Here is a 17,213-nt window from a genome sequence, read left to right on the forward strand (position 1 = left end):
ACAGGGGCTCAGGGCCGCGGCACGTTGCGCAGGTTGGAGCGGGCCATCTGGAGCATGCGGCCGACCCCGCCGTCGAGGACGATCTTCGAGGCGGACAGGGCGAAGCCGGTCACCATCTCGCTGCTGATCTTCGGTGGGATGGAGAGGGCGTTGGGGTCGGTGACGATGTCGACGAGGGCCGGACCCTTGTGCTTGAACGCCGACTTCAGCGCCCCCGCGAGGTCCTTGGGCTTCTCCACGCGCACGCCGTACGCCCCGCAGGCGCGGGCCACGGCCGCGAAGTCGGGGTTCTTGTTCGTGGTGCCGTGGGAGGGCAGCCCGGCGACCAGCATCTCCAACTCGACCATGCCGAGCGAGGAGTTGTTGAAGAGGACGACCTTCACGGGGAGGTCGTACTGCACGAGGGTGAGGAAGTCGCCCATCAGCATGGAGAACCCACCGTCACCGGACATCGACACGACCTGGCGCCCGCGGTCGGTGAACTGCGCCCCGATGGCCATGGGCAGCGCGTTGGCCATCGACCCGTGCGAGAAGGAACCGATCACCCGGCGGCGGCCGTTGGGCGAGATGTACCGCGCGGCCCACACGTTGCACATACCGGTGTCGACGGTGAACACGGCATCGTCGTCGGCGAGTTCGTCGAGGACCGAGGCCACGTACTCGGGATGGATCGGGACGTGCTTCTCGACCTTGCGGGTGTACGCCTTGACGACCCCCTCCAGCGCGTCGGCGTGTTTCTTCAGCATCTTGTCGAGGAAGCGCCGGTTCTTCTTCTCCTTCACCCGGGGCGTGAGGCAGCGCAGGGTCTCCTTCACGTCCCCCCAGACGGCGAGGTCCAACTTGGAGCGCCGGCCGAGGTGTTCGGGCCGTACGTCGACCTGCACGATCTGGACGTCGTCGGGGAGGAAGGCGTTGTACGGGAAGTCGGTGCCGAGCAGGATCAGCAGGTCGCACTCGTGGGTGGCCTCGTACGCGGCGCCGTAGCCGAGCAGTCCGCTCATGCCGACGTCGTAGGGGTTGTCGTACTGGATCCACTCCTTGCCCCTGAGGGCGTGCCCCACCGGCGACTTGACCTTCTCGGCGAACTCCATGACCTCGGCGTGCGCGCCCGCGGTGCCGCTGCCGCAGAAGAGGGTGACCTTGCCGGCCTTGTCGATCATCTCGACGAGCTTGTCGATCTCGGCGTCGCCGGGGCGGACGCTGGGCCGGGAGGTGACGAGGGCGGTCTCGGCGGCCTTGTCGGGGGCGGGCTGGTCGGCGATGTCGCCGGGCAGGGTGACGACGCTGACGCCGGAGCGGCCGACGGCGTTCTGGATGGCGGTCTGGAGCAGCCTCGGCATCTGCTGGGGGCTGGAGATCATCTCGCTGTAGTGGCTGCACTCGCGGAACAGCTGGTCGGGGTGGGTCTCCTGGAAGTAGCCGAGGCCGATCTCGCTGGAGGGGATGTGCGAGGCGAGGGCGAGCACCGGGGCCATGGAACGGTGGGCGTCGTAGAGGCCGTTGATGAGGTGGAGGTTGCCGGGCCCGCAGGAGCCGGCGCAGGCCGTGAGTCTGCCGGTGACCTGGGCCTCCGCACCCGCGGCGAAGGCGGCGGTCTCCTCGTGCCGTACGTGCACCCAGTCGATGCCGGCGTTGCGGCGGACGGCGTCCACGACGGGGTTGAGGCTGTCGCCGACGACGCCGTACAGGCGTTTCACCCCGGCCTTGACGAGGATGTCCACGAACTGCTCGGCGACGTTCTGCTTGGCCATGGATCCATGCACCCCTTCGGTCTCTTGGGTCCATCAATCCACAAGGGCCGCGATCACGCCTCCCAAACGGCGGCGGCCGTACGGTCATCGGCATAACCCTTGACCCGCACCTGGCTGTCGGCGAGGAACTCGGCGAGGCCGGGCGGGGGCCCTGACCACCGTCTCGTGAGGTACCCGCTGAGTTCCGGCTCGCCGCGCAGGGGTTCGGCGAGGCCGCCGGTGCACAGCAGGAGGGTGTCACCCGGGCGAGCGACGGAGGCGCGGAAGCGGAAGGGTTCGCGGGGCGGCTCCGGGGCGGGTTCGTAGGGGCTGGGGGGTGTCGGGATGCCCAGGTCCATGGTGAGGCGGTCGCCCTCGGGCGTCTCGGCGGGCGGCGAGCCGAAGCCGACCACCGGCTCGCCGGTGATCTCGGAGACCCGGGGCTCGATGTCCTGCCACTCACCGTCCCTGAGACGGAACAGTCCGCCCGGGCCGACGCCGAAGAAGACGCGGGTCCGGCACTCGGTGTCGGCCGGCAGGAGCAGACAGCGCAGGCCGGCGGCGTACTCCTCCGGGGCGATGCCCTGCTCGGCGGCGCTGGCCCGGAGCTTGCCGAGGCTGCGGTCGATCAGGCGGTGCAGGCCGGACTTCAGCTCGCCGCGGCGGCCGGCGCGGAGGTCCTCGGCGAGCCGGGCGTGGCTGCGGCCGACGGCCCGGCCGATCCAGTGGCAGGCCTCGGCGGCGGCCCGGTGCGCGCCCGGGGTCGCGCGGGCGCCGGTGGCCATCGCGACGAGGACGAGGGCGTGCTCGCCGGTGCCGAAGCGGGCGGTGAGGAGGCTGTCCCGCCGGGGTTCACCGCGGAAGCGGGCTGAGTCCCCTCGCACGGACGCGGCGCGCAGGGTGCAGCTGCCGTAGCGGGCGCCGTCGAGGACGGTGTCGGCGACCAGATCGTCCAGGTCGTCGGGGTCGGCGGGCGGGAGGGCGGTGGGTTCGGCGTCGTAGGTGGGAGGGCCCGAGCCGACGTAGTCGAGGGGTTTGGGGGGGATGGTGGGCAGGTCCGGGCGGGTGGGGGTGCGGGGCGGTCGTGGGGGCGGGGCTTCCTGGTCGCCGCCGGTCCCCGCCGGCTCGGGGGTGTCGACTGTGCCGGCCGGTGAGGTGCCGCTCCGCTGGGGGGCGGGTGCCACCACGGCGGCGGGACGGCCCGCGGGCCGTGGCGGCGCCGCGGCGGACGGCCGCGGTGCCTCCGTCGACGTCCGCGTCTCCAGGTCGGGCCTCCGCTGGGCCGGGACGCCGTCGTTCACCGCCCCGGATGCCGACGCGAACCGGTCGTCCAACGAGTCGGGTGCGGCCGTGGGGCCCGCGTCCCCAGGCGTGTCGTCGTACAGCTGCCCCCACCAGTCGTCCTCGTGACCGGTGGGCCTTCCCCCCTGCTGGCTCATGCCCCTAATTGTCCACCGCGGGGGCCGGATGAAAACGGGGCATCCGGAAAATCCCGCCGCGCGTGACACCTCGAACGCAGTTACGGAACACGCCGGATTCCCGCTCCCTTGCGCTCACCTGGCTGACCTGCGGGTTCTGCCGCGCTCCGGCACCCTGGACAGATGGGAGTGGTGGACCTCCTGCTGGTCGGCCTGGTCCTCTTGCTCGGCCTGTGCGGAGTGCTGGTGCCCGGGGTGCCGGGGTCGTGGCTCGTGTGGGCCGCGGTCTCGTGGTGGGCACTGAAGGATCCCCGGCCGGTCGCGTGGTGGGTGCTGGTGGGGGCCACCGTGGTGCTGTTCCTGTCCCAGGTGGTGCGCTGGGCGCTGCCGCCGCGCCGGTTGCGCGCCGGCGGCGCCACCGCCCGCATGGGCGTGTGGGCCGGAGCCGGCGCGTTCCTCGGCTTCTTCCTGCTCCCCGTGCTGGGCGCGATCCCGGGCTTCATGGGCGGCATCTACCTGCACGAACGCCTCCGTCTCGGCGGTCACGGTGATGCGAGGGCGGCCCTGCGCACGGTGATGCGCTCGGGCGGCTCCAGCGTGCTGGCGGAACTGTTCACCTGTCTGCTGATCGCGGGGGCCTGGCTGGGAGTGGTGCTGTGGGGATGACGTAAGGCCTAGAGGACGCCCTCAAGGGTCAGCAGCGCCGTCTTGCGCTCCAGTCCGCCCGCGTACCCCGTCAGGGAGCCGTTCGCGCCGATCACACGGTGGCACGGTCGCACGAGGAGCAGCGGGTTGGCGCCGATCGCCCCTCCCACCGCCCGCACCGCGGCCCTCGGGGCGCCGACCCGTGCGGCGATCTCGCCGTAGGTCGTCGTGGCGCCGTAGGGGACGTCGTCGAGGGCGGCCCAGACCCGCTCACGGAACGCCGTGCCCTCGGTGCGCAGCCGGAGCCGGAACTCCTTGAGCTCACCGGCGAAGTACGCCGCGAGCTGCTCCTCGGCCTCCCGGAAGAGGGCGGGCTCGTGCGACCACCCGTCCTGGACGGTACGACCGCCCTTCTGCCCGGGCACGGACAGGGAGGTCAGGGCCCCGGTCGGGTCGGCGGTGAGCAGGAGCGGACCGACGGGGCTGTCGACGGTCGTCCAGTGGGTGGTCGAGGGGGTGACCGAGGCGATGGTCGGCGGGGTGGTCGGCGACGTGGTGTTCGTAGGGGGCGTCGAGGTGGTCGACGGGGTGGTGATCGGACTGGTCGGCGGGGTGGTCATCGGAGCTCCAACTCCCCTGCGGAGCGCAGGTGTTGTACGGCGTACGAGCGCCAGGGGCGCCAGCTGTCGGGGACGTCCAGGCCGGGCGGGGCCACATCCGGGTCGCCCAGGGCGCGGGTGCGGATGACGGCGGCGGTACCGGCGTCCAGACCGGGCAGGGCGAGCAGCGCCGCGTGGGCGTCGTCGCGGTCGGCGCCGGGGTCCAGGCGGACGACGCCGTTGGCGAGGGCGGCGGTGAGGGCACCGAGAGGGCCGACGGGCTCGGCCTCCGCCAGGACCGCCGACTCAGGGAACAGGTGGGTGAGGCCGCCGCAGGGCGCGTCGAGGGCCTTGCCGTACCGGCGTACGAGGTGCTCGGCCGCCACCGGTCCGACCATCGCCCGCACCGCCAGCTCCTCCGGATCCGCCGCTCCGGGTGAGCGCAGTCCCGGACGGGCCGCGACCAGCGGGGCGAGCCGCGGGTCGGAGCCGAGCCGTTCGTCGACGGCGTACGGATCGGCGTCCAGGTCGAACAGGCGCCGCAGCCGCTGCACCGCGGTGGTCAGGTCGCGCAGGTCGGTGAGGTGGAGCCGGGCGTCCAGCCATCCGCGGGGCCGCTCGTCGACCGCGGCGATCCCGGTGCCGTACGGCAGCCGCAGGGTGCGCCGGTAGGTGCGCCGGCCGCGCGGACCGCTGACCTCCTCCACGCCGGGGACGGCCTCGGCGGCGAGCACGTCGAAGGCGGCGCCGGACTGATAGGCGCCCCGGTAGGCGAGCCGCAGCGGGACTCCGGCCGCCGGGGTGGCGGTACGGCGGGACGCGGGGGCGGCGGCGCGCAGCTCGCTCGGGGTCGACGCGTACACCGTGCGGATCGTGTCGTTGAACTGCCGCACGCTGGCGAACCCGGAGGCGAAGGCGATGTGGGTGACCGGCAGCTCGGTGGTCTGCAGCAGGACGCGGGCGGTGTGCGAGCGCTGGGCGCGGGCGAGGGCGACCGGTCCGGCGCCGAGCTCCGCGGTGAGCTGGCGCTGGACCTGCCGGGCGCTGTAGCCCAGCCGGGCGGCGAGGCCCGCGACGCCCTCCCGGTCGACGATCCCGTCGCCGATCAGCCGCATCGCCCGTCCCACCACGTCGGCCCGCACGTTCCACTCCGCCGACCCGGGTACCGCGTCCGGCCGGCACCGCCGGCAGGCCCGGAACCCCGAGCCCTGCGCGGCGGCGGCCGTCGCGAAGAACCGCACGTTGCGCCGCTTGGGCGTGACGGCCGGGCAGCTGGGACGGCAGTAGATCCCGGTGGTCTCGACGGCGAAGAAGAACTCCCCGTCGAACCGCCCGTCCCGGCTGCGCACCGCCTCGTACCTGCTGTCCTCGTCCATCACACCGTCCAGTGTGCGACCTGGACGGGAGTGTGACTGGCGGGATTCGGACACGGCGTTCCCCGCACCCCGTCAGGGGCGCGGGGAACTGCGCGACCAGCCACAGCCCACCCGCACCCGCCGGACGACACAGGGAGGCACCCCCATGGGCGCCCTACCGCACCCGCCCCCGCTTCGCCTCCATCGCGGCCTTCCCCTCGGCCCCCCGGCGCTTCCAGTCCTTCCGAAGCTCCGCGCGGACCCTCGCATCGGTCTTGGCCACGATCCGCTGGTTCTCCCGGATCAGCTTGCGATAGCTCTCCAGGCGCCGTTGCGGCAGCTCACCGGAGTCGATCGCGGCGAGCACCGCGCACCCCGGCTCCGCCTCGTGGGCGCAGTCGTGGAAGCGGCACCGCGCGGCCAGCTCCTCGATCTCGGAGAACACCTGTCCGACCCCGTTCCCGGCGTCGAAGAGGCCGACCCCCCGCAGTCCCGGGGTGTCGATGAGCACGCCCCCGCCGGGCAGGGCGAGGAGGTTGCGGGTGGTGGTGGTGTGCCGTCCCTTGCCGTCGACGTCCCGGGCGGCCCGGACGTCCATGATCTCCTCGCCGACCAGGGCGTTGGCGAGGGTCGACTTCCCGGCGCCGGACTGCCCCAGCAGCACCGACGTACCGCCGGAGACGACCGCGCCGAGCACGTCGAGACCGTCGCCGTCCTGCGCGCTGACCGTCAGCACCGGTACGCCCGGCGCCGCGGTCTCCACATCCTGGACGAGATGCGCGAGCGTCACCGCGTCCGGCACGAGGTCGGCCTTGGTGAGCACGACCACGGGCTGCGCGCCGCTCTCCCAGGCGAGGGCGAGGAACCGCTCGATGCGGCCGAGGTCGAGCTCGACGGCCAGCGACACGGCGATGATCGCGTGGTCGACGTTGGCGGCGAGGATCTGCCCCTCGGACCGCTTGGAGGAGGTGGAGCGGACGAAGGCGGTGCGGCGCGGCAGATACGTGCGCACGTAACGGGGATTGCCGGCGGGCTCGACGGCGACCCAGTCGCCGGTGCACACGACCCGCAGCGGGTCGTGGGGGGTGACGAAGGCGGTGTCCGCGCGCAGCGTCCCGTCGGCGGTGACGACGTCGCACTGTCCGCGGTCGACCCGGACCACCCGCCCGACCAGCAGTCCTTCGGTGTCGTAGGGAGCGAACTCGGCCGCCCACGCGTCGTCCCAGCCGTACGGGGCCAGCGGGTGCGACGGAGCGGGGGAAGCCGAGGGAAAGGTGAGACTCAAGGGGAACCCTTCACAGGGCGGCCCCGGCCGTGCGCGCTCGTTGGGCGCGCAGGGAAGTGGGAAGGATCAGCCGGTGACCGCGGAGGTGGAATGGATGAACTTCTGGTTGCGGGCAGCGCCCATCTCAGAGACAGCCATCGGTCACACCTCCCGTTGTCGCACTCGGCGGACGGCAGCGGCAAAACAGCCACTGCGTGAAGCGGACCCGAGCCTAGAGGCATCCGGATCGCGATGCCACCGGATTTTCGGCTGAGCCAGTTGTGCTACGATGGGGGAGTTGCAGTTGTGGTACCCATGAACCTATGTGCGCCTGACGGGAATGTTTCTCCTGCAGGCGCATTACTTGTTTTCCGGCATCTCCGGATGGGGCCTCTGCCTACAGAAGGAGAAATGTCATGGCACAGGGAACAGTGAAGTGGTTCAACGCCGAAAAGGGCTTCGGCTTCATCGAGCAGGACGGCGGCGGCCCCGACGTCTTCGCCCACTACTCGAACATCGCCGCCCAGGGCTTCCGTGAGCTCCAGGAGGGCCAGCGGGTCTCCTTCGACGTCACGCAGGGCCAGAAGGGCCCGCAGGCGGAGAACATCGTCCCCGCCTGATCCCCGGGCGCGTTTCCACTCACCGGGGTCCGCACCGCTACGGTGCGGACCCCGGTTTGTGCTGTTACCAGGAAGGCAGAAACCGCATGTCCCGCAGGCCCCAGAAGTCGAACCGGCGTGCCTCGTCGCCCCGACCCTCCACGTCGTCCCCCGCCGAGTTCCGGCTGCCGGAGAACACGACACCCGCGCTGCCCCCCGTCGAGGACTTCGCCGGCCTGGACATGCCCGCGGGACTGCTCAAGACGCTCACCGCCCAGGGCGTCGACACCCCGTTCCCCATCCAGGCCGCCACGCTGCCCAACTCGCTGGCCGGCCGTGACGTGCTGGGCCGGGGTCGCACCGGTTCCGGGAAGACCCTCGCGTTCGGGCTCGCGCTCCTGGCCCGTACCGCCGGACTGCGCGCGGAGCCCAGGGCGCCCCTGGCGCTGGTGCTCGTGCCCACCCGGGAACTCGCCCAGCAGGTGACGGACGCGCTGACCCCGTACGCGACCGCCGTGAACCTCCGGCTCGCCACCGTGGTCGGCGGACTGTCGATCACCAAGCAGGCCGCGACGCTGCGGCGCGGGGCCGAGGTGCTCGTGGCGACGCCGGGCCGCCTCAACGACCTCGTGGCCCAGGGGCACTGCGCGCTCGGCGACGTCCGCGTCACGGTGCTGGACGAAGCCGACCAGATGACCGACATGGGCTTCCTGCCGCAGATCACCAAGCTGATCGAGCAGGTACGCCCCGGCGGCCAGCGCATGCTCTTCTCGGCCACCCTGGACCGCAACATCGACCGGCTGGTGCAGCGGTACCTGACCGACCCGGTGGTGCACTCCGTGGACCCGTCCGCGGGCGCGGTCACCACCATGGAACACCACGTGCTGCACGTGGCGGACGAGACCGACAAGAAGGCCGTCACCACGCGCATCGCGGCCCGCGACGGCCGGGTCATCCTCTTCCTCGACACCAAGAGGTCCGCCGACCGGCTCACCAAGCGGCTGCTGACGGCCGGTGTGCGCGCGGCGGCCCTGCACGGCGGCCGCTCCCAGCCGCAGCGCAACCGCACCCTGGAACAGTTCAAGAACGGCCAGGTCACCGCACTCGTGGCGACGAACGTCGCGGCCCGGGGCATCCACGTCGACGACCTGGACCTCGTCGTGAACGTCGATCCCCCCGGCGACCACAAGGACTACCTCCACCGGGGTGGGCGCACCGCCCGCGCGGGTGGCTCCGGCAGCGTGGTCACGCTGGTCCTGCCCGACCAGAAGCGGGACGTCACCCAGCTGATGTCGGACGCGGGCATCCGTCCCCGGACCGCCCGCATCTCGTCGAGTGACGCGGAACTGGCCACCCTCACCGGCGCCCGCGAGCCCTCCGGCGTGCCCGTCACCATCGAGGTACCCGCGCCGCCCGCGCCCGCGGCGTCGCGCGGGGAGCGCAAGCCCGGCAGCAAGCCCGCCGGGCGGTCCGGCCGCCGACGCCGCAACGACGGCGGACCGGCCGCGGCGGCACCTTCCGCCGCGGGGCGGGGCCGGAGCGCGGGCGGCCGAGCCGCGGCCAAGGCGCCGGCCACCGGCACCGCGACGGGTGGGCGCGCTGCCGCCTCCCGCGCGGGGGCACAGGGAGGCAAGGACGCGTCCGCCGGCACCGGTGGCGGCAGGACCGGCCGTCGGGCCACCGCGACCGCGACGAACGGTGCCGGGGCCGGTCGCGGCTCCGGACGACGTACGGCGAACGGCACGGCCGGCACCCGCGGCCGGGGCTCCGAGTCCCGCGGCGGCCGCCGGGGCGCCGACTCCTAGCCCGTCGCCGGGCGCGCCACCCGCACCACGGTCGCCCGCGCGGGCCGGCCGCGGTGCCGAGGCCGCGCGTCCTGGACCGCGTCCGGGTGCCGATGCCCCTGGCGCGCGGGTGAGTTCAGGCCTTCGTGCAGGTGTGCCCGTTCAACGAGAAGTCGTGGGCCGGGGAGTTCGTGCCGCGCCAGGAGGCGAGGAAGCCGAAGGCGAGGTCGCCGCCCGCGGCCACGGTCCCGTTGTAGTCGGCGGCGGTGGCGGTGACCCGGGAGCCGTTCTGGGTGAAGTCGCCGTCCCACATCTGGTTGACCTTCTGGCCGTCCTTGAAGGACCAGGTGACGCGCCAGTCGTCGAGGGCCTCCTCGGTGGTGACGGTGACCGTGGCCTGGAAGCCGTCGGGCCACTGGTTGACCAGGTCGTAGCGGACCTCGCAGGTCGCCGGTTCGCTCGTCCCGGTGGCCGGGGGCGCGGTCCTGTCGTCGTCGCGGGCGGCGGAGGACGTGGTGCCCTGGGGTCCGGGGTCGGGGTGCTTCCTCCCCGGGGTGGAGCGGCTCGCGGACGGGGAGGGGGACACCGACGGGCGGGGGGTCGTGGACGGTGACGGGGTCACGGCGCCGGGTTCCGCCACCGGTTGACGGTCGGTGGGCGAGGAGGCACCGTCATCCATGGAGCCGTCCCTCGGCATCATCGACACGGCGAGGGCCAGCAACGACACCAGGACGGCGGTGACGAGCAGCCCGCCCCGCACGACCCGTGCCTTGTGCGCGCCCGGGTTCGGCGGGCCCGCGTCCGCCGGTTCCGGGCGTCCGGCGCCCAGCCGTACCTCCGCGGCCCGGCGCCTGCGCTCCAGGTAGGCGAGCCCGCCCCAGCCGATCACCCCGCCGGCCAGCGCCCCGGGCAGTCCCCCGCCGTGCAGCCGCAGACAGGCGGCGGCCTCGGCGCACTGCACACAGGTGGCGAGGTGGCGGGAGAGGTCGCCCGGGGTGTCGGAGGCGGCGGACCGGGTGACCGCGTCCAGCAGGCGGGCGTAGCTGCGGCACTGCGGGGCCATGGGGGTGTCGAGGTGGTTGCGGTGGCTGCGGTCCCGGAACAGGCCGCGTACCTGCGTCAGTTCCTCGGACACTTGGGCCGGGTCCAGACCCAGCCGGCGCGCCACCACGGACAGCGGCAGTGCCTCCACCTCGGCCAGCCACAGCAGGTCCGCGTCGTGTTCCTGCATGTCGCGCAACCCGCGCAGGGCGAGCGGGCGTTGCAGAGGCGGGCCGGTGTAGCGTGCGGCCTTCTCGGAGTTGAGCCACAGGCGCAGGTCGGGGTCGAGCCGGTGCCCCTGGCCGCCGGCCTCCCAGGCGGCCGCCGTGGTGCGAACCGCCGTCAGCAGCAAGGGGATCACGGGCAGCCGGGGCGCTCGACGGCCCACGCTTCTGACGGTGCCCGCGCTGTCGGTGCGGACCTCGCGCATACCGAGGGCGAACGCCTCCGTGGCCAGTTGGGTGGCCGCGGTGGAGCCGGCCGTGCACAGGTCGGCGTAGGAGAGGACGGCGTCCCAGCACTCGGTGAACAGCACGGCCTCGGTGGCGTCCTGGGGGGTCGGCAGGTCGGGCATCGGACTCCTGCATCGAGAGCGAGGTCAACTCACCTTATTGGCAACGGAGTTGTGGAAAGCCTCGCGACAGTGCACGAGCTTTTCACGGGTTCCGCACAACTGACAAGCTCACTATTCATATCCGGTTACCGGCAGTTCGGACCCACCCACTCCTCGTTGCCCTTGATGCGGGTGTGGCGCGCGACGGCACGAGTGTCGCCCAGGGAGACATACGCAGAAAGAGCCCGGACGTCTCGATCCGGGCTCTTCGCGTTCGGCTCGTTCTTCGGCCAGTGCCGCGGGACTACTGCCGCGTTGCCTGCCGCGGCGCTAGCGTGTCTCGGCCGGCTCCTGCGCGGGGAGGCTGTCCATGAAGGAGCTCACCGAGAAGACCGCGCGGCCGGGGCCGGGTTCGCCGTAGCCGGGGGGCGAGGAGAGGCCGAAGTCCTCCATGGTCTGGCGGTAGGCCTGGAGCAGCCGGATGTGGTACTCCAGCGGCGCGCCCTGCGGGTTGGCCTTGCCGAGCGGGGTCGTCGGCTCGGGGCACCAGGTGGTGAAGCGGGGCGTGATGCCGTGCGACATGAAGAAGCGCAGGCCCTCGGTGGTGGACGCGATGGCCTCGTCGACCGTCTTGAACCCGAACGGCTCGGCCATCTCCACGCCCGCCACGAAGTTGGGGATGACGTTGCGGGCGCCGAAGACCTCGACGGAGTCCAGGATCCGCCGGTGCCACTCGTCGCGGCCGACGTAACGCTCCTTGCCGGGGCAGTACATCTTGAACAGGTACTCGTCCCACACCTCGTAGTTGGGGTGGTAGATCTGCACGCCGTAGTCCTTGAAGCGCTGCACGTCGTCCTTGGGCAGCGCCTGGGCGACGACCTTGCCGATCCAGCGGCCGGGGAAGCGCTCCTCGATGGCCTTGGCGTAGTGCCCGTAGAAGTCGGCCTCGTCACGGCCCGAGACGGTCTTGGTGATGGCGCCGCCGGTGAGCGTGTAGGCGGTGGACACCTTCTGGGTGTCGTAGCGGTCGATGATCTCGAGCGCTTCCAGGATCTCGTCGGCGTCCTTGACCCCCGTGTACGGCCGCCCGGCGGCCTTGTGCTGGCGCCAGTTGTGGTTGATGTCGCAGTACTGGCACTCCTCCTTGGCGCCGAAGTACTGGCAGACCCGGAAGACGGTCAGGTAGATCAGGTAGCCCCACTGGATGGTGGGCGCGACCTCCATGACGGACTTGCCGTTGGAGAGCTTGTGCTTGTAGTACTCCGGCATCGGGGGCACCCCGACGTCGGCGATGCGCTTGCCGTCCAGGTAGAGCCCGAGCACGCCCGAGTCGTCGGCGGCGACCCGGTACGGCGACGACGGGTTCACGCGGACCGAGACGACGGTGCGGCGCAGGTCGTACGGCCCGCCCGTGAGGATGATCTCCTCCGGCGGGCGGCGCAGCGCGGCCTCGCCGAGCTCGGGGAGGGTGCCGTGGTCGAAGGAGAAGATGAAGTACGACTTCGGCTTGACCTCGCCCCCCTCGTTGTCGCTGAGGGCGGACGGGTCGAAGGCCACCCCACCACGCAGCAGGTCCTCCTTGAAAACGGCTTCCCTTGGTACATGCGGGAACCGCTCCATCAGATCCTCGACCAGCGCCGTGCGGCTGCCCATCCGTAATCTCCTCCCGGCTCAGGCGTTCGACTCCTCACGGTATGCCCCCGGCCGGCGGTCAGGCGTACCGGGTCCCCTCCCGGCGCGCGATGTGTCGCGGTACGGGCATGTTGTCCGGCAGTGCGGGATCGGTGACGGGCGCGCCCCAGACCGAGGTCAGCGGCAGGGTTCCGGCCCACAGGCCCAGGTCCGCGTCGGGTCCGTCGCCGTCGTCCGGCGGGCCGGTGCGGATCTTGACCGAGGCCTCCTCGAGGGAGAGGGCGAGGAGGGTGGTGGCGGCGAGCTCCTTGCGGTTCGGGCCGCGGGCGTACGACCACTGCCCCGGGGCCGCGTGCTCGGTGAGCCGGCGCAGGCCCGCCAGCTTCTCGTCGGGGTCGGTGACCCTGCGGGCCTCGCCGTGGATCATCGCGCTGCGGTAGTTCACGCCGTGCTCGAAGACGGACCGGGCGACGACCAGACCGTCGACGTGCGTGACCGTGACACAGACGGGGGTGCCGCCGGCGAGGCTGCGGCTCGCGACCGAGCCGTGCAGGTAGAGCCGCTCCTCGTCGCGTCCGTAGACGGTCGGGACGACCAGCGGGCGGCCCTCGACGACCACGCCCAGGTGGCAGACGAAGCCCGCGTCCAGGACGGCGTCCAGCTCGGCCCGGTCGAGGCTGCCCTGGTCGCGCAGGCGACGGTGCCGGGTGAGGCCGGTCTCGGGGAGCAGCGGGTCGGGGCTCATAGCGAGGGAGATTACTGATATCGCGGCGAGAGCGCCACCTTGCTGCGCATATCGTCACTCACACTCACCTGTGGCTACGAAATCCGCTTCAGGCTCCGTGTTCCAGGGCCGCCAGGTCCACCGGGTACGCCGGCGCCCCGCCCGCCGCCAGCCGTTCCGCCTCCTCGGCCACCGTCGCGCCGAGGCGGGCCAGCTCGTTGCCCTGGGAGCCGGCGAGGTGCGGGGTGACGAACGCGTTGGGCAGGTCGTAGAGGGGCGAGTCGGCGGGGAGCGGTTCGGGGTCGGTGACGTCGAGGACCGCGCTGAGGCGGCCGGTGCGGAGTTCCTCGACGAGGGCGTCGTGGTCCACCAGACCGCCGCGCGCGGTGTTGACCAGCACCGCCCCGTCGGGCATCAGGGCCAGCTCGCGGCGGCCGAGGAGGTGACGGGTCTCGGGGGTCTCGGGCGCGTGGAGGGTGACGATGTCCGAACCGCGCAGCAGGTCGTCCAGCGCCACGAGCGGCACGCCGAGTTCGGCGGCTCGCCGCTCGTCGACGTACGGGTCGGCGAGGACGGGCACCAGGTCGAAGGGGCGCAGCAGTTCCAGGACCCGGCGGCCGATGCGGGACGCCCCGATGACGCCGACCCGGCGTCCGTGGTTGCCGATGCCGGGGACGATTCCCCACCCGGGGTGGGCCCGCGAGGTGCGCAGCCGCTCACGGGCGACGAACAGGTCCTTCCCGGCGAGCAGGATCATGGCGAGGGTGTACTCGGCGACGGGCAGCGCGTTGGCGTCGGCGGCCGAGGAGACCGCGATGCCCCGCTGCCAGATCCCAGGCGTGGCGAAGCCCTTGACGGAGCCGGCGGAGTGCAGGACCGCGCGCAGTCCCGGCGCCGCGTCGAGGACGGCCGTGTCGATACGGGGGCACCCCCAGCCGGTGACGAGGATCTCCGTGCGGGCGAGCACCTCGCTGACGCGCGGGTCGGCGAAGTCCTCGACGACCAGCTCCGGGTCGATCTCCACCGCTTTCCGCAGCCGTGCCAGCACCTCGGGCGGAAAGACGTGCGGCAGGTTCGCGGCGGTCATGGCGAACAGCGCCTGGGGACGCTCGTGCACAGTGGTGACCCCCGGTCGAGGAAAGCGATAGAAAACGCTCTCTACGTTAGGTGTCCGCAGATGAGAGGGTCAACGGACGACATGCCAGAGAAAGGACGACAGGAATGACGCAGACGGTCACCAACTGGGCGGGCAACATCACCTACGCCGCCAAGGAGCTGCACCGCCCGGGTTCGCTCGACGCGCTCCGGGCCCTCGTGGCCGACAGCGCGAAGGTGCGGGTGCTGGGCAGCGGCCACTCGTTCAACACGATCGCCGAGCCGGGCGCCGACGGGACGCTGGTCTCGATCGCCGGTCTGCCGCCGGTGCTCGACGTGGACACCGCGGCCCGCACGGTACGGGTCTCCGGCGGCGTCCGGTACGCCGAACTGGCCCGCGCCGTCGACGCGCACGGCCTCGCCCTGCCCAACATGGCCTCGCTGCCGCACATCTCGGTGGCCGGCTCGGTGGCGACCGGCACCCACGGCTCGGGCGTCGGCAACGGGGCGCTGGCCTCGGCCGTGCGCGAGGTGGAGCTGGTGGTCGCCGACGGTTCGACGGTGACGATCGGGCGCGGTGACGACCGCTTCGGCGGCGCCGTGACCTCGCTCGGCGCCCTGGGGGTGGTCACCGCGCTCACCCTGGACCTGGAACAGGCGTTCCAGGTCGAGCAGCGCGTGTTCACCGAACTGCCGCTGGCCGGGCTGGACTTCGCGGCCTTCTCGGCGGTCATGTCGGCGGCGTACAGCGTCAGCCTCTTCACCGACTGGCGGGAGGCCGGCTTCCGGCAGGTGTGGCTGAAGCGACGCGTGGACCAGCCGCTCGCCGACTTCCCCTGGGCCGCGCCCGCCACCGAGAAGCTGCACCCGGTGCCGGGGATGCCGGCGGTCAACTGCACCGAGCAGTTCGGGGTGCCGGGGCCCTGGCACGAGCGACTGCCGCACTTCCGGGCGGAGTTCACGCCGAGCAGCGGCGCGGAGCTGCAGTCGGAGTACCTGCTGCCGCGCGAGCACGCCGTCGCGGCGCTCCAGGCGATCGACCAGGTCCGGCGGACCGTCGCCGGCGTGCTGCAGACCTGCGAGGTGCGCACGGTCGCCGCCGACGAGCAGTGGCTGAGCCCGTCGTACGGACGCGACACGGTGGCCCTGCACTTCACCTGGATCGCGGACACCGCGGCGGTACTGCCGGTGGTACGGCGGCTGGAGGCTGCGCTCGACCCGTTCGACCCGCGGCCGCACTGGGGGAAGGTCTTCACCACCGCGGGCGAGACGCTGCGGGGCCGCTACCCCAGGCTGGGCGACTTCCGGGCATTGGCCAATGGTCTGGACCCTGAGGCAAAATTCGCCAACGCCTTCGTCGCGGACGTGCTCGCCGTCTGACTTTGTACAGCCCCTTTCCTAACCCCTTGTCGAAAGGTGCGGCGGGCCATAGCCTTGCGCCGCGCCGGTGCCGTCGTCGTGCCGGCAGGAGCCGAAGGGAGGGGGGCACGCCGCGATGAAGCGCACCTCACGTGACATCCGCACCGCGAACCGCTACGAGGTACTGCGCCAGATCATCGCCCGCTCGCCCACCTCCCGGCAGGAGCTGGCGGCCGCCACCGGGCTGAGCCTGGCCACGGTCGCCACCCTCGTCGGCGAACTGCTCGACCTGCGGATGATCACGGAGGTCGGCTTCGAGGACTCGGCGGGAGGCCGCCCCCGCGGACTAGTCGCGGTCAACGCGTCGGGGGGCGCGTTGATCGGCGTCGACATCGCCGAGACGTACGTCCATGTCGAGCTCTTCGACCTCGGGCTGAACGTGCTGGCCCGCGCCGAGGAGGACGTCCGGCCCGGTGAGAGCCGCCCCCAGCAGGTCGTCGGCCATGTCGCCGCCGCCGTCGGCTCGGTGGTCGCACAGGCCGGCGTCGAGGGCGCGCGGGTCCTCGGGGTCGGGGTGAGCGTGCCGGGACAGGTGGACCGGGACACCGGGTTCTCCGAGTACGCGCCCAACTGGGACTGGCACGACGTGCCGTTGCTCGACCTGCTCACCGAGCACATCGCCTACCCGCTGTACCTGGACAACCCGCTGCGCGCCTCCGCGGTGGCCGAGCTGTGGTTCGGAGCCGCCCGCGGGCGCGGGGACGCCGTGGTGGTCAACCTCGGCACCGGTGTGGGCTCCGGACTGATCCTCGGCGGCGGGCTGCACCGCGGCGTGAGCAACAGCGCCGGCGAGTGGGGGCACACCACGATCGTGCTGGACGGCCGACTGTGCCGCTGCGGCAGGCACGGCTGCGTGGAGGCGTACGTCGGCGCGTCCGGGATCATGCTGAATCTCCAGGAGTTGGCCCCCGACAGCCCGCTGCTGCACCCGGACGACCAGACGGCCACCATCGCGGCGCTGGCCGAGGGACTGCGGCGCGGGGACCCCGTGGCGGTCGACGCGGTGCGGGCCACCGTCCGCTATCTCGGCGCCGGTGTCGCCAACCTGGTCAACATGTACAACCCCGAGGTGGTCGTGCTCAGCAGTTGGGTCGCCGCCGCCCTCGGCGAGCCCCTGGTCGCCCAGGTGCGCGAGGCCGTCGCCCGGCACGCCCTCCCCCGGCCGATGGCCGCCACCGAGATCGTGCTGTCCCCCATCCCCACGGACCCGGTGTGCCTGGGCGCGGCGACGTTCGCGCTGGAAGGGGCGCTGCAGTCGGTCGGACAGAGAACGCCCGGACGCACGACCGCGGCGCGGGCGCGTCGCTGAAGCGGGGGCGCGTCGCTGAAGCCGGGGTGCGTCGCTGAAGCCGGGG

At 72.6% G+C, this 17,213-nt stretch carries 14 protein-coding genes; 5 read left to right on the top strand and 9 right to left on the bottom strand.

Translation table 11 applies throughout. The features are described from left to right. Positions 1–8: 8 nt before the first annotated feature. Both ACZ56U_RS01330 and ACZ56U_RS01335 read right to left on the bottom strand, forming a co-directional pair. Entirely contained in the window at positions 9–1,751 is a 1,743-nt protein-coding gene (locus tag ACZ56U_RS01330; protein ID WP_469081949.1) for a pyruvate dehydrogenase, read from the bottom strand. A gap of 53 nt (positions 1,752–1,804) precedes the next feature. Continuing rightward, positions 1,805–3,169, bottom strand: coding sequence for a protein phosphatase 2C domain-containing protein (locus tag ACZ56U_RS01335; RefSeq protein WP_469081950.1), 1,365 nt, complete (start codon positions 3,167–3,169; stop codon positions 1,805–1,807). 162 nt (positions 3,170–3,331) lie between these two features. On the opposite strand from ACZ56U_RS01335, the gene ACZ56U_RS01340 reads away from it, so the two are divergent. Beyond that, positions 3,332–3,814, top strand: a complete 483-nt coding sequence (locus tag ACZ56U_RS01340) for a DUF456 domain-containing protein (RefSeq protein ID WP_469081951.1) — start codon at positions 3,332–3,334, stop codon at positions 3,812–3,814. A gap of 8 nt (positions 3,815–3,822) precedes the next feature. Here the strand turns inward: ACZ56U_RS01340 and ACZ56U_RS01345 are convergent, their stop codons facing one another. From ACZ56U_RS01345 to rsgA, 3 genes are all read right to left on the bottom strand, one after another. After that, entirely contained in the window at positions 3,823–4,413 is a 591-nt protein-coding gene (locus ACZ56U_RS01345) for a methylated-DNA--[protein]-cysteine S-methyltransferase (RefSeq protein WP_469081952.1), read from the bottom strand. Then, positions 4,410–5,768 (bottom strand): bifunctional transcriptional activator/DNA repair enzyme AdaA, encoded by a 1,359-nt coding sequence (locus tag ACZ56U_RS01350; RefSeq protein WP_469081953.1) that lies wholly within the window; start codon positions 5,766–5,768, stop codon positions 4,410–4,412. Before ACZ56U_RS01350 ends, ACZ56U_RS01345 begins: the two co-directional genes overlap by 4 nt. A gap of 154 nt (positions 5,769–5,922) precedes the next feature. Then, the gene (gene rsgA, locus ACZ56U_RS01355; RefSeq protein ID WP_469081954.1) at positions 5,923–7,032 is read right to left on the bottom strand and encodes a ribosome small subunit-dependent GTPase A; all 1,110 of its coding nucleotides are present in this window, start codon (positions 7,030–7,032) and stop codon (positions 5,923–5,925) included. Positions 7,033–7,427: 395 nt separating this feature from the next. On the opposite strand from rsgA, the gene ACZ56U_RS01360 reads away from it, so the two are divergent. Then, a complete protein-coding gene (locus tag ACZ56U_RS01360) occupies positions 7,428–7,631 on the top strand; it encodes a cold-shock protein (protein WP_360475640.1) in 204 nt (67 codons plus the stop codon). 86 nt (positions 7,632–7,717) lie between these two features. Continuing rightward, complete coding sequence (locus ACZ56U_RS01365) at positions 7,718–9,415, top strand: DEAD/DEAH box helicase (protein WP_469081955.1); 1,698 nt, start codon at positions 7,718–7,720, stop codon at positions 9,413–9,415. 115 nt (positions 9,416–9,530) lie between these two features. Here ACZ56U_RS01365 and ACZ56U_RS01370 read toward each other — a convergent pair whose 3' ends face one another. The 4 genes from ACZ56U_RS01370 to ACZ56U_RS01385 all read right to left on the bottom strand — a co-directional run bounded on the left by ACZ56U_RS01370 (position 9,531) and on the right by ACZ56U_RS01385 (position 14,461). Next, positions 9,531–11,009: a cellulose binding domain-containing protein gene (locus tag ACZ56U_RS01370; protein ID WP_469081956.1), complete on the bottom strand. Its 1,479-nt coding sequence runs from the start codon at positions 11,007–11,009 to the stop codon at positions 9,531–9,533. Between the two features lie 309 nt (positions 11,010–11,318). Further along, positions 11,319–12,641, bottom strand: coding sequence for a radical SAM protein (locus tag ACZ56U_RS01375; protein ID WP_469081957.1), 1,323 nt, complete (start codon positions 12,639–12,641; stop codon positions 11,319–11,321). Positions 12,642–12,699: 58 nt separating this feature from the next. Next, a complete protein-coding gene (locus tag ACZ56U_RS01380; RefSeq protein ID WP_469081958.1) occupies positions 12,700–13,365 on the bottom strand; it encodes a pyridoxamine 5'-phosphate oxidase family protein in 666 nt (221 codons plus the stop codon). Between the two features lie 88 nt (positions 13,366–13,453). Then, a complete protein-coding gene (locus tag ACZ56U_RS01385; protein WP_469081959.1) occupies positions 13,454–14,461 on the bottom strand; it encodes a hydroxyacid dehydrogenase in 1,008 nt (335 codons plus the stop codon). Positions 14,462–14,565: 104 nt separating this feature from the next. Between ACZ56U_RS01385 and ACZ56U_RS01390 the strand changes: the two genes are divergently transcribed. Next, entirely contained in the window at positions 14,566–15,819 is a 1,254-nt protein-coding gene (locus tag ACZ56U_RS01390) for an FAD-binding protein (protein ID WP_469081960.1), read from the top strand. Between the two features lie 115 nt (positions 15,820–15,934). Then, positions 15,935–17,167, top strand: coding sequence for an ROK family transcriptional regulator (locus ACZ56U_RS01395; protein ID WP_469081961.1), 1,233 nt, complete (start codon positions 15,935–15,937; stop codon positions 17,165–17,167). Positions 17,168–17,213 lie beyond the last annotated feature (46 nt).

The organism is Streptomyces sp. NPDC034103, assembly GCF_055575395.1.

Bases quoted from the DNA above. Each gene is read 5' to 3' on its own strand.
- ACZ56U_RS01330 (WP_469081949.1), bottom strand. From the start codon at position 1,751: ATGGCCAAGCAGAACGTCGCCGAGCAGTTCGTGGACATCCTCGTCAAG.
- ACZ56U_RS01335 (WP_469081950.1), bottom strand. From the start codon at position 3,169: ATGAGCCAGCAGGGGGGAAGGCCCACCGGTCACGAGGACGACTGGTGG.
- ACZ56U_RS01340 (WP_469081951.1), top strand. From the start codon at position 3,332: ATGGGAGTGGTGGACCTCCTGCTGGTCGGCCTGGTCCTCTTGCTCGGC.
- ACZ56U_RS01345 (WP_469081952.1), bottom strand. From the start codon at position 4,413: ATGACCACCCCGCCGACCAGTCCGATCACCACCCCGTCGACCACCTCG.
- ACZ56U_RS01350 (WP_469081953.1), bottom strand. From the start codon at position 5,768: ATGGACGAGGACAGCAGGTACGAGGCGGTGCGCAGCCGGGACGGGCGG.
- ACZ56U_RS01360 (WP_360475640.1), top strand. From the start codon at position 7,428: ATGGCACAGGGAACAGTGAAGTGGTTCAACGCCGAAAAGGGCTTCGGC.
- ACZ56U_RS01365 (WP_469081955.1), top strand. From the start codon at position 7,718: ATGTCCCGCAGGCCCCAGAAGTCGAACCGGCGTGCCTCGTCGCCCCGA.
- ACZ56U_RS01370 (WP_469081956.1), bottom strand. From the start codon at position 11,009: ATGCCCGACCTGCCGACCCCCCAGGACGCCACCGAGGCCGTGCTGTTC.
- ACZ56U_RS01375 (WP_469081957.1), bottom strand. From the start codon at position 12,641: ATGGGCAGCCGCACGGCGCTGGTCGAGGATCTGATGGAGCGGTTCCCG.
- ACZ56U_RS01380 (WP_469081958.1), bottom strand. From the start codon at position 13,365: ATGAGCCCCGACCCGCTGCTCCCCGAGACCGGCCTCACCCGGCACCGT.
- ACZ56U_RS01390 (WP_469081960.1), top strand. From the start codon at position 14,566: ATGACGCAGACGGTCACCAACTGGGCGGGCAACATCACCTACGCCGCC.
- ACZ56U_RS01395 (WP_469081961.1), top strand. From the start codon at position 15,935: ATGAAGCGCACCTCACGTGACATCCGCACCGCGAACCGCTACGAGGTA.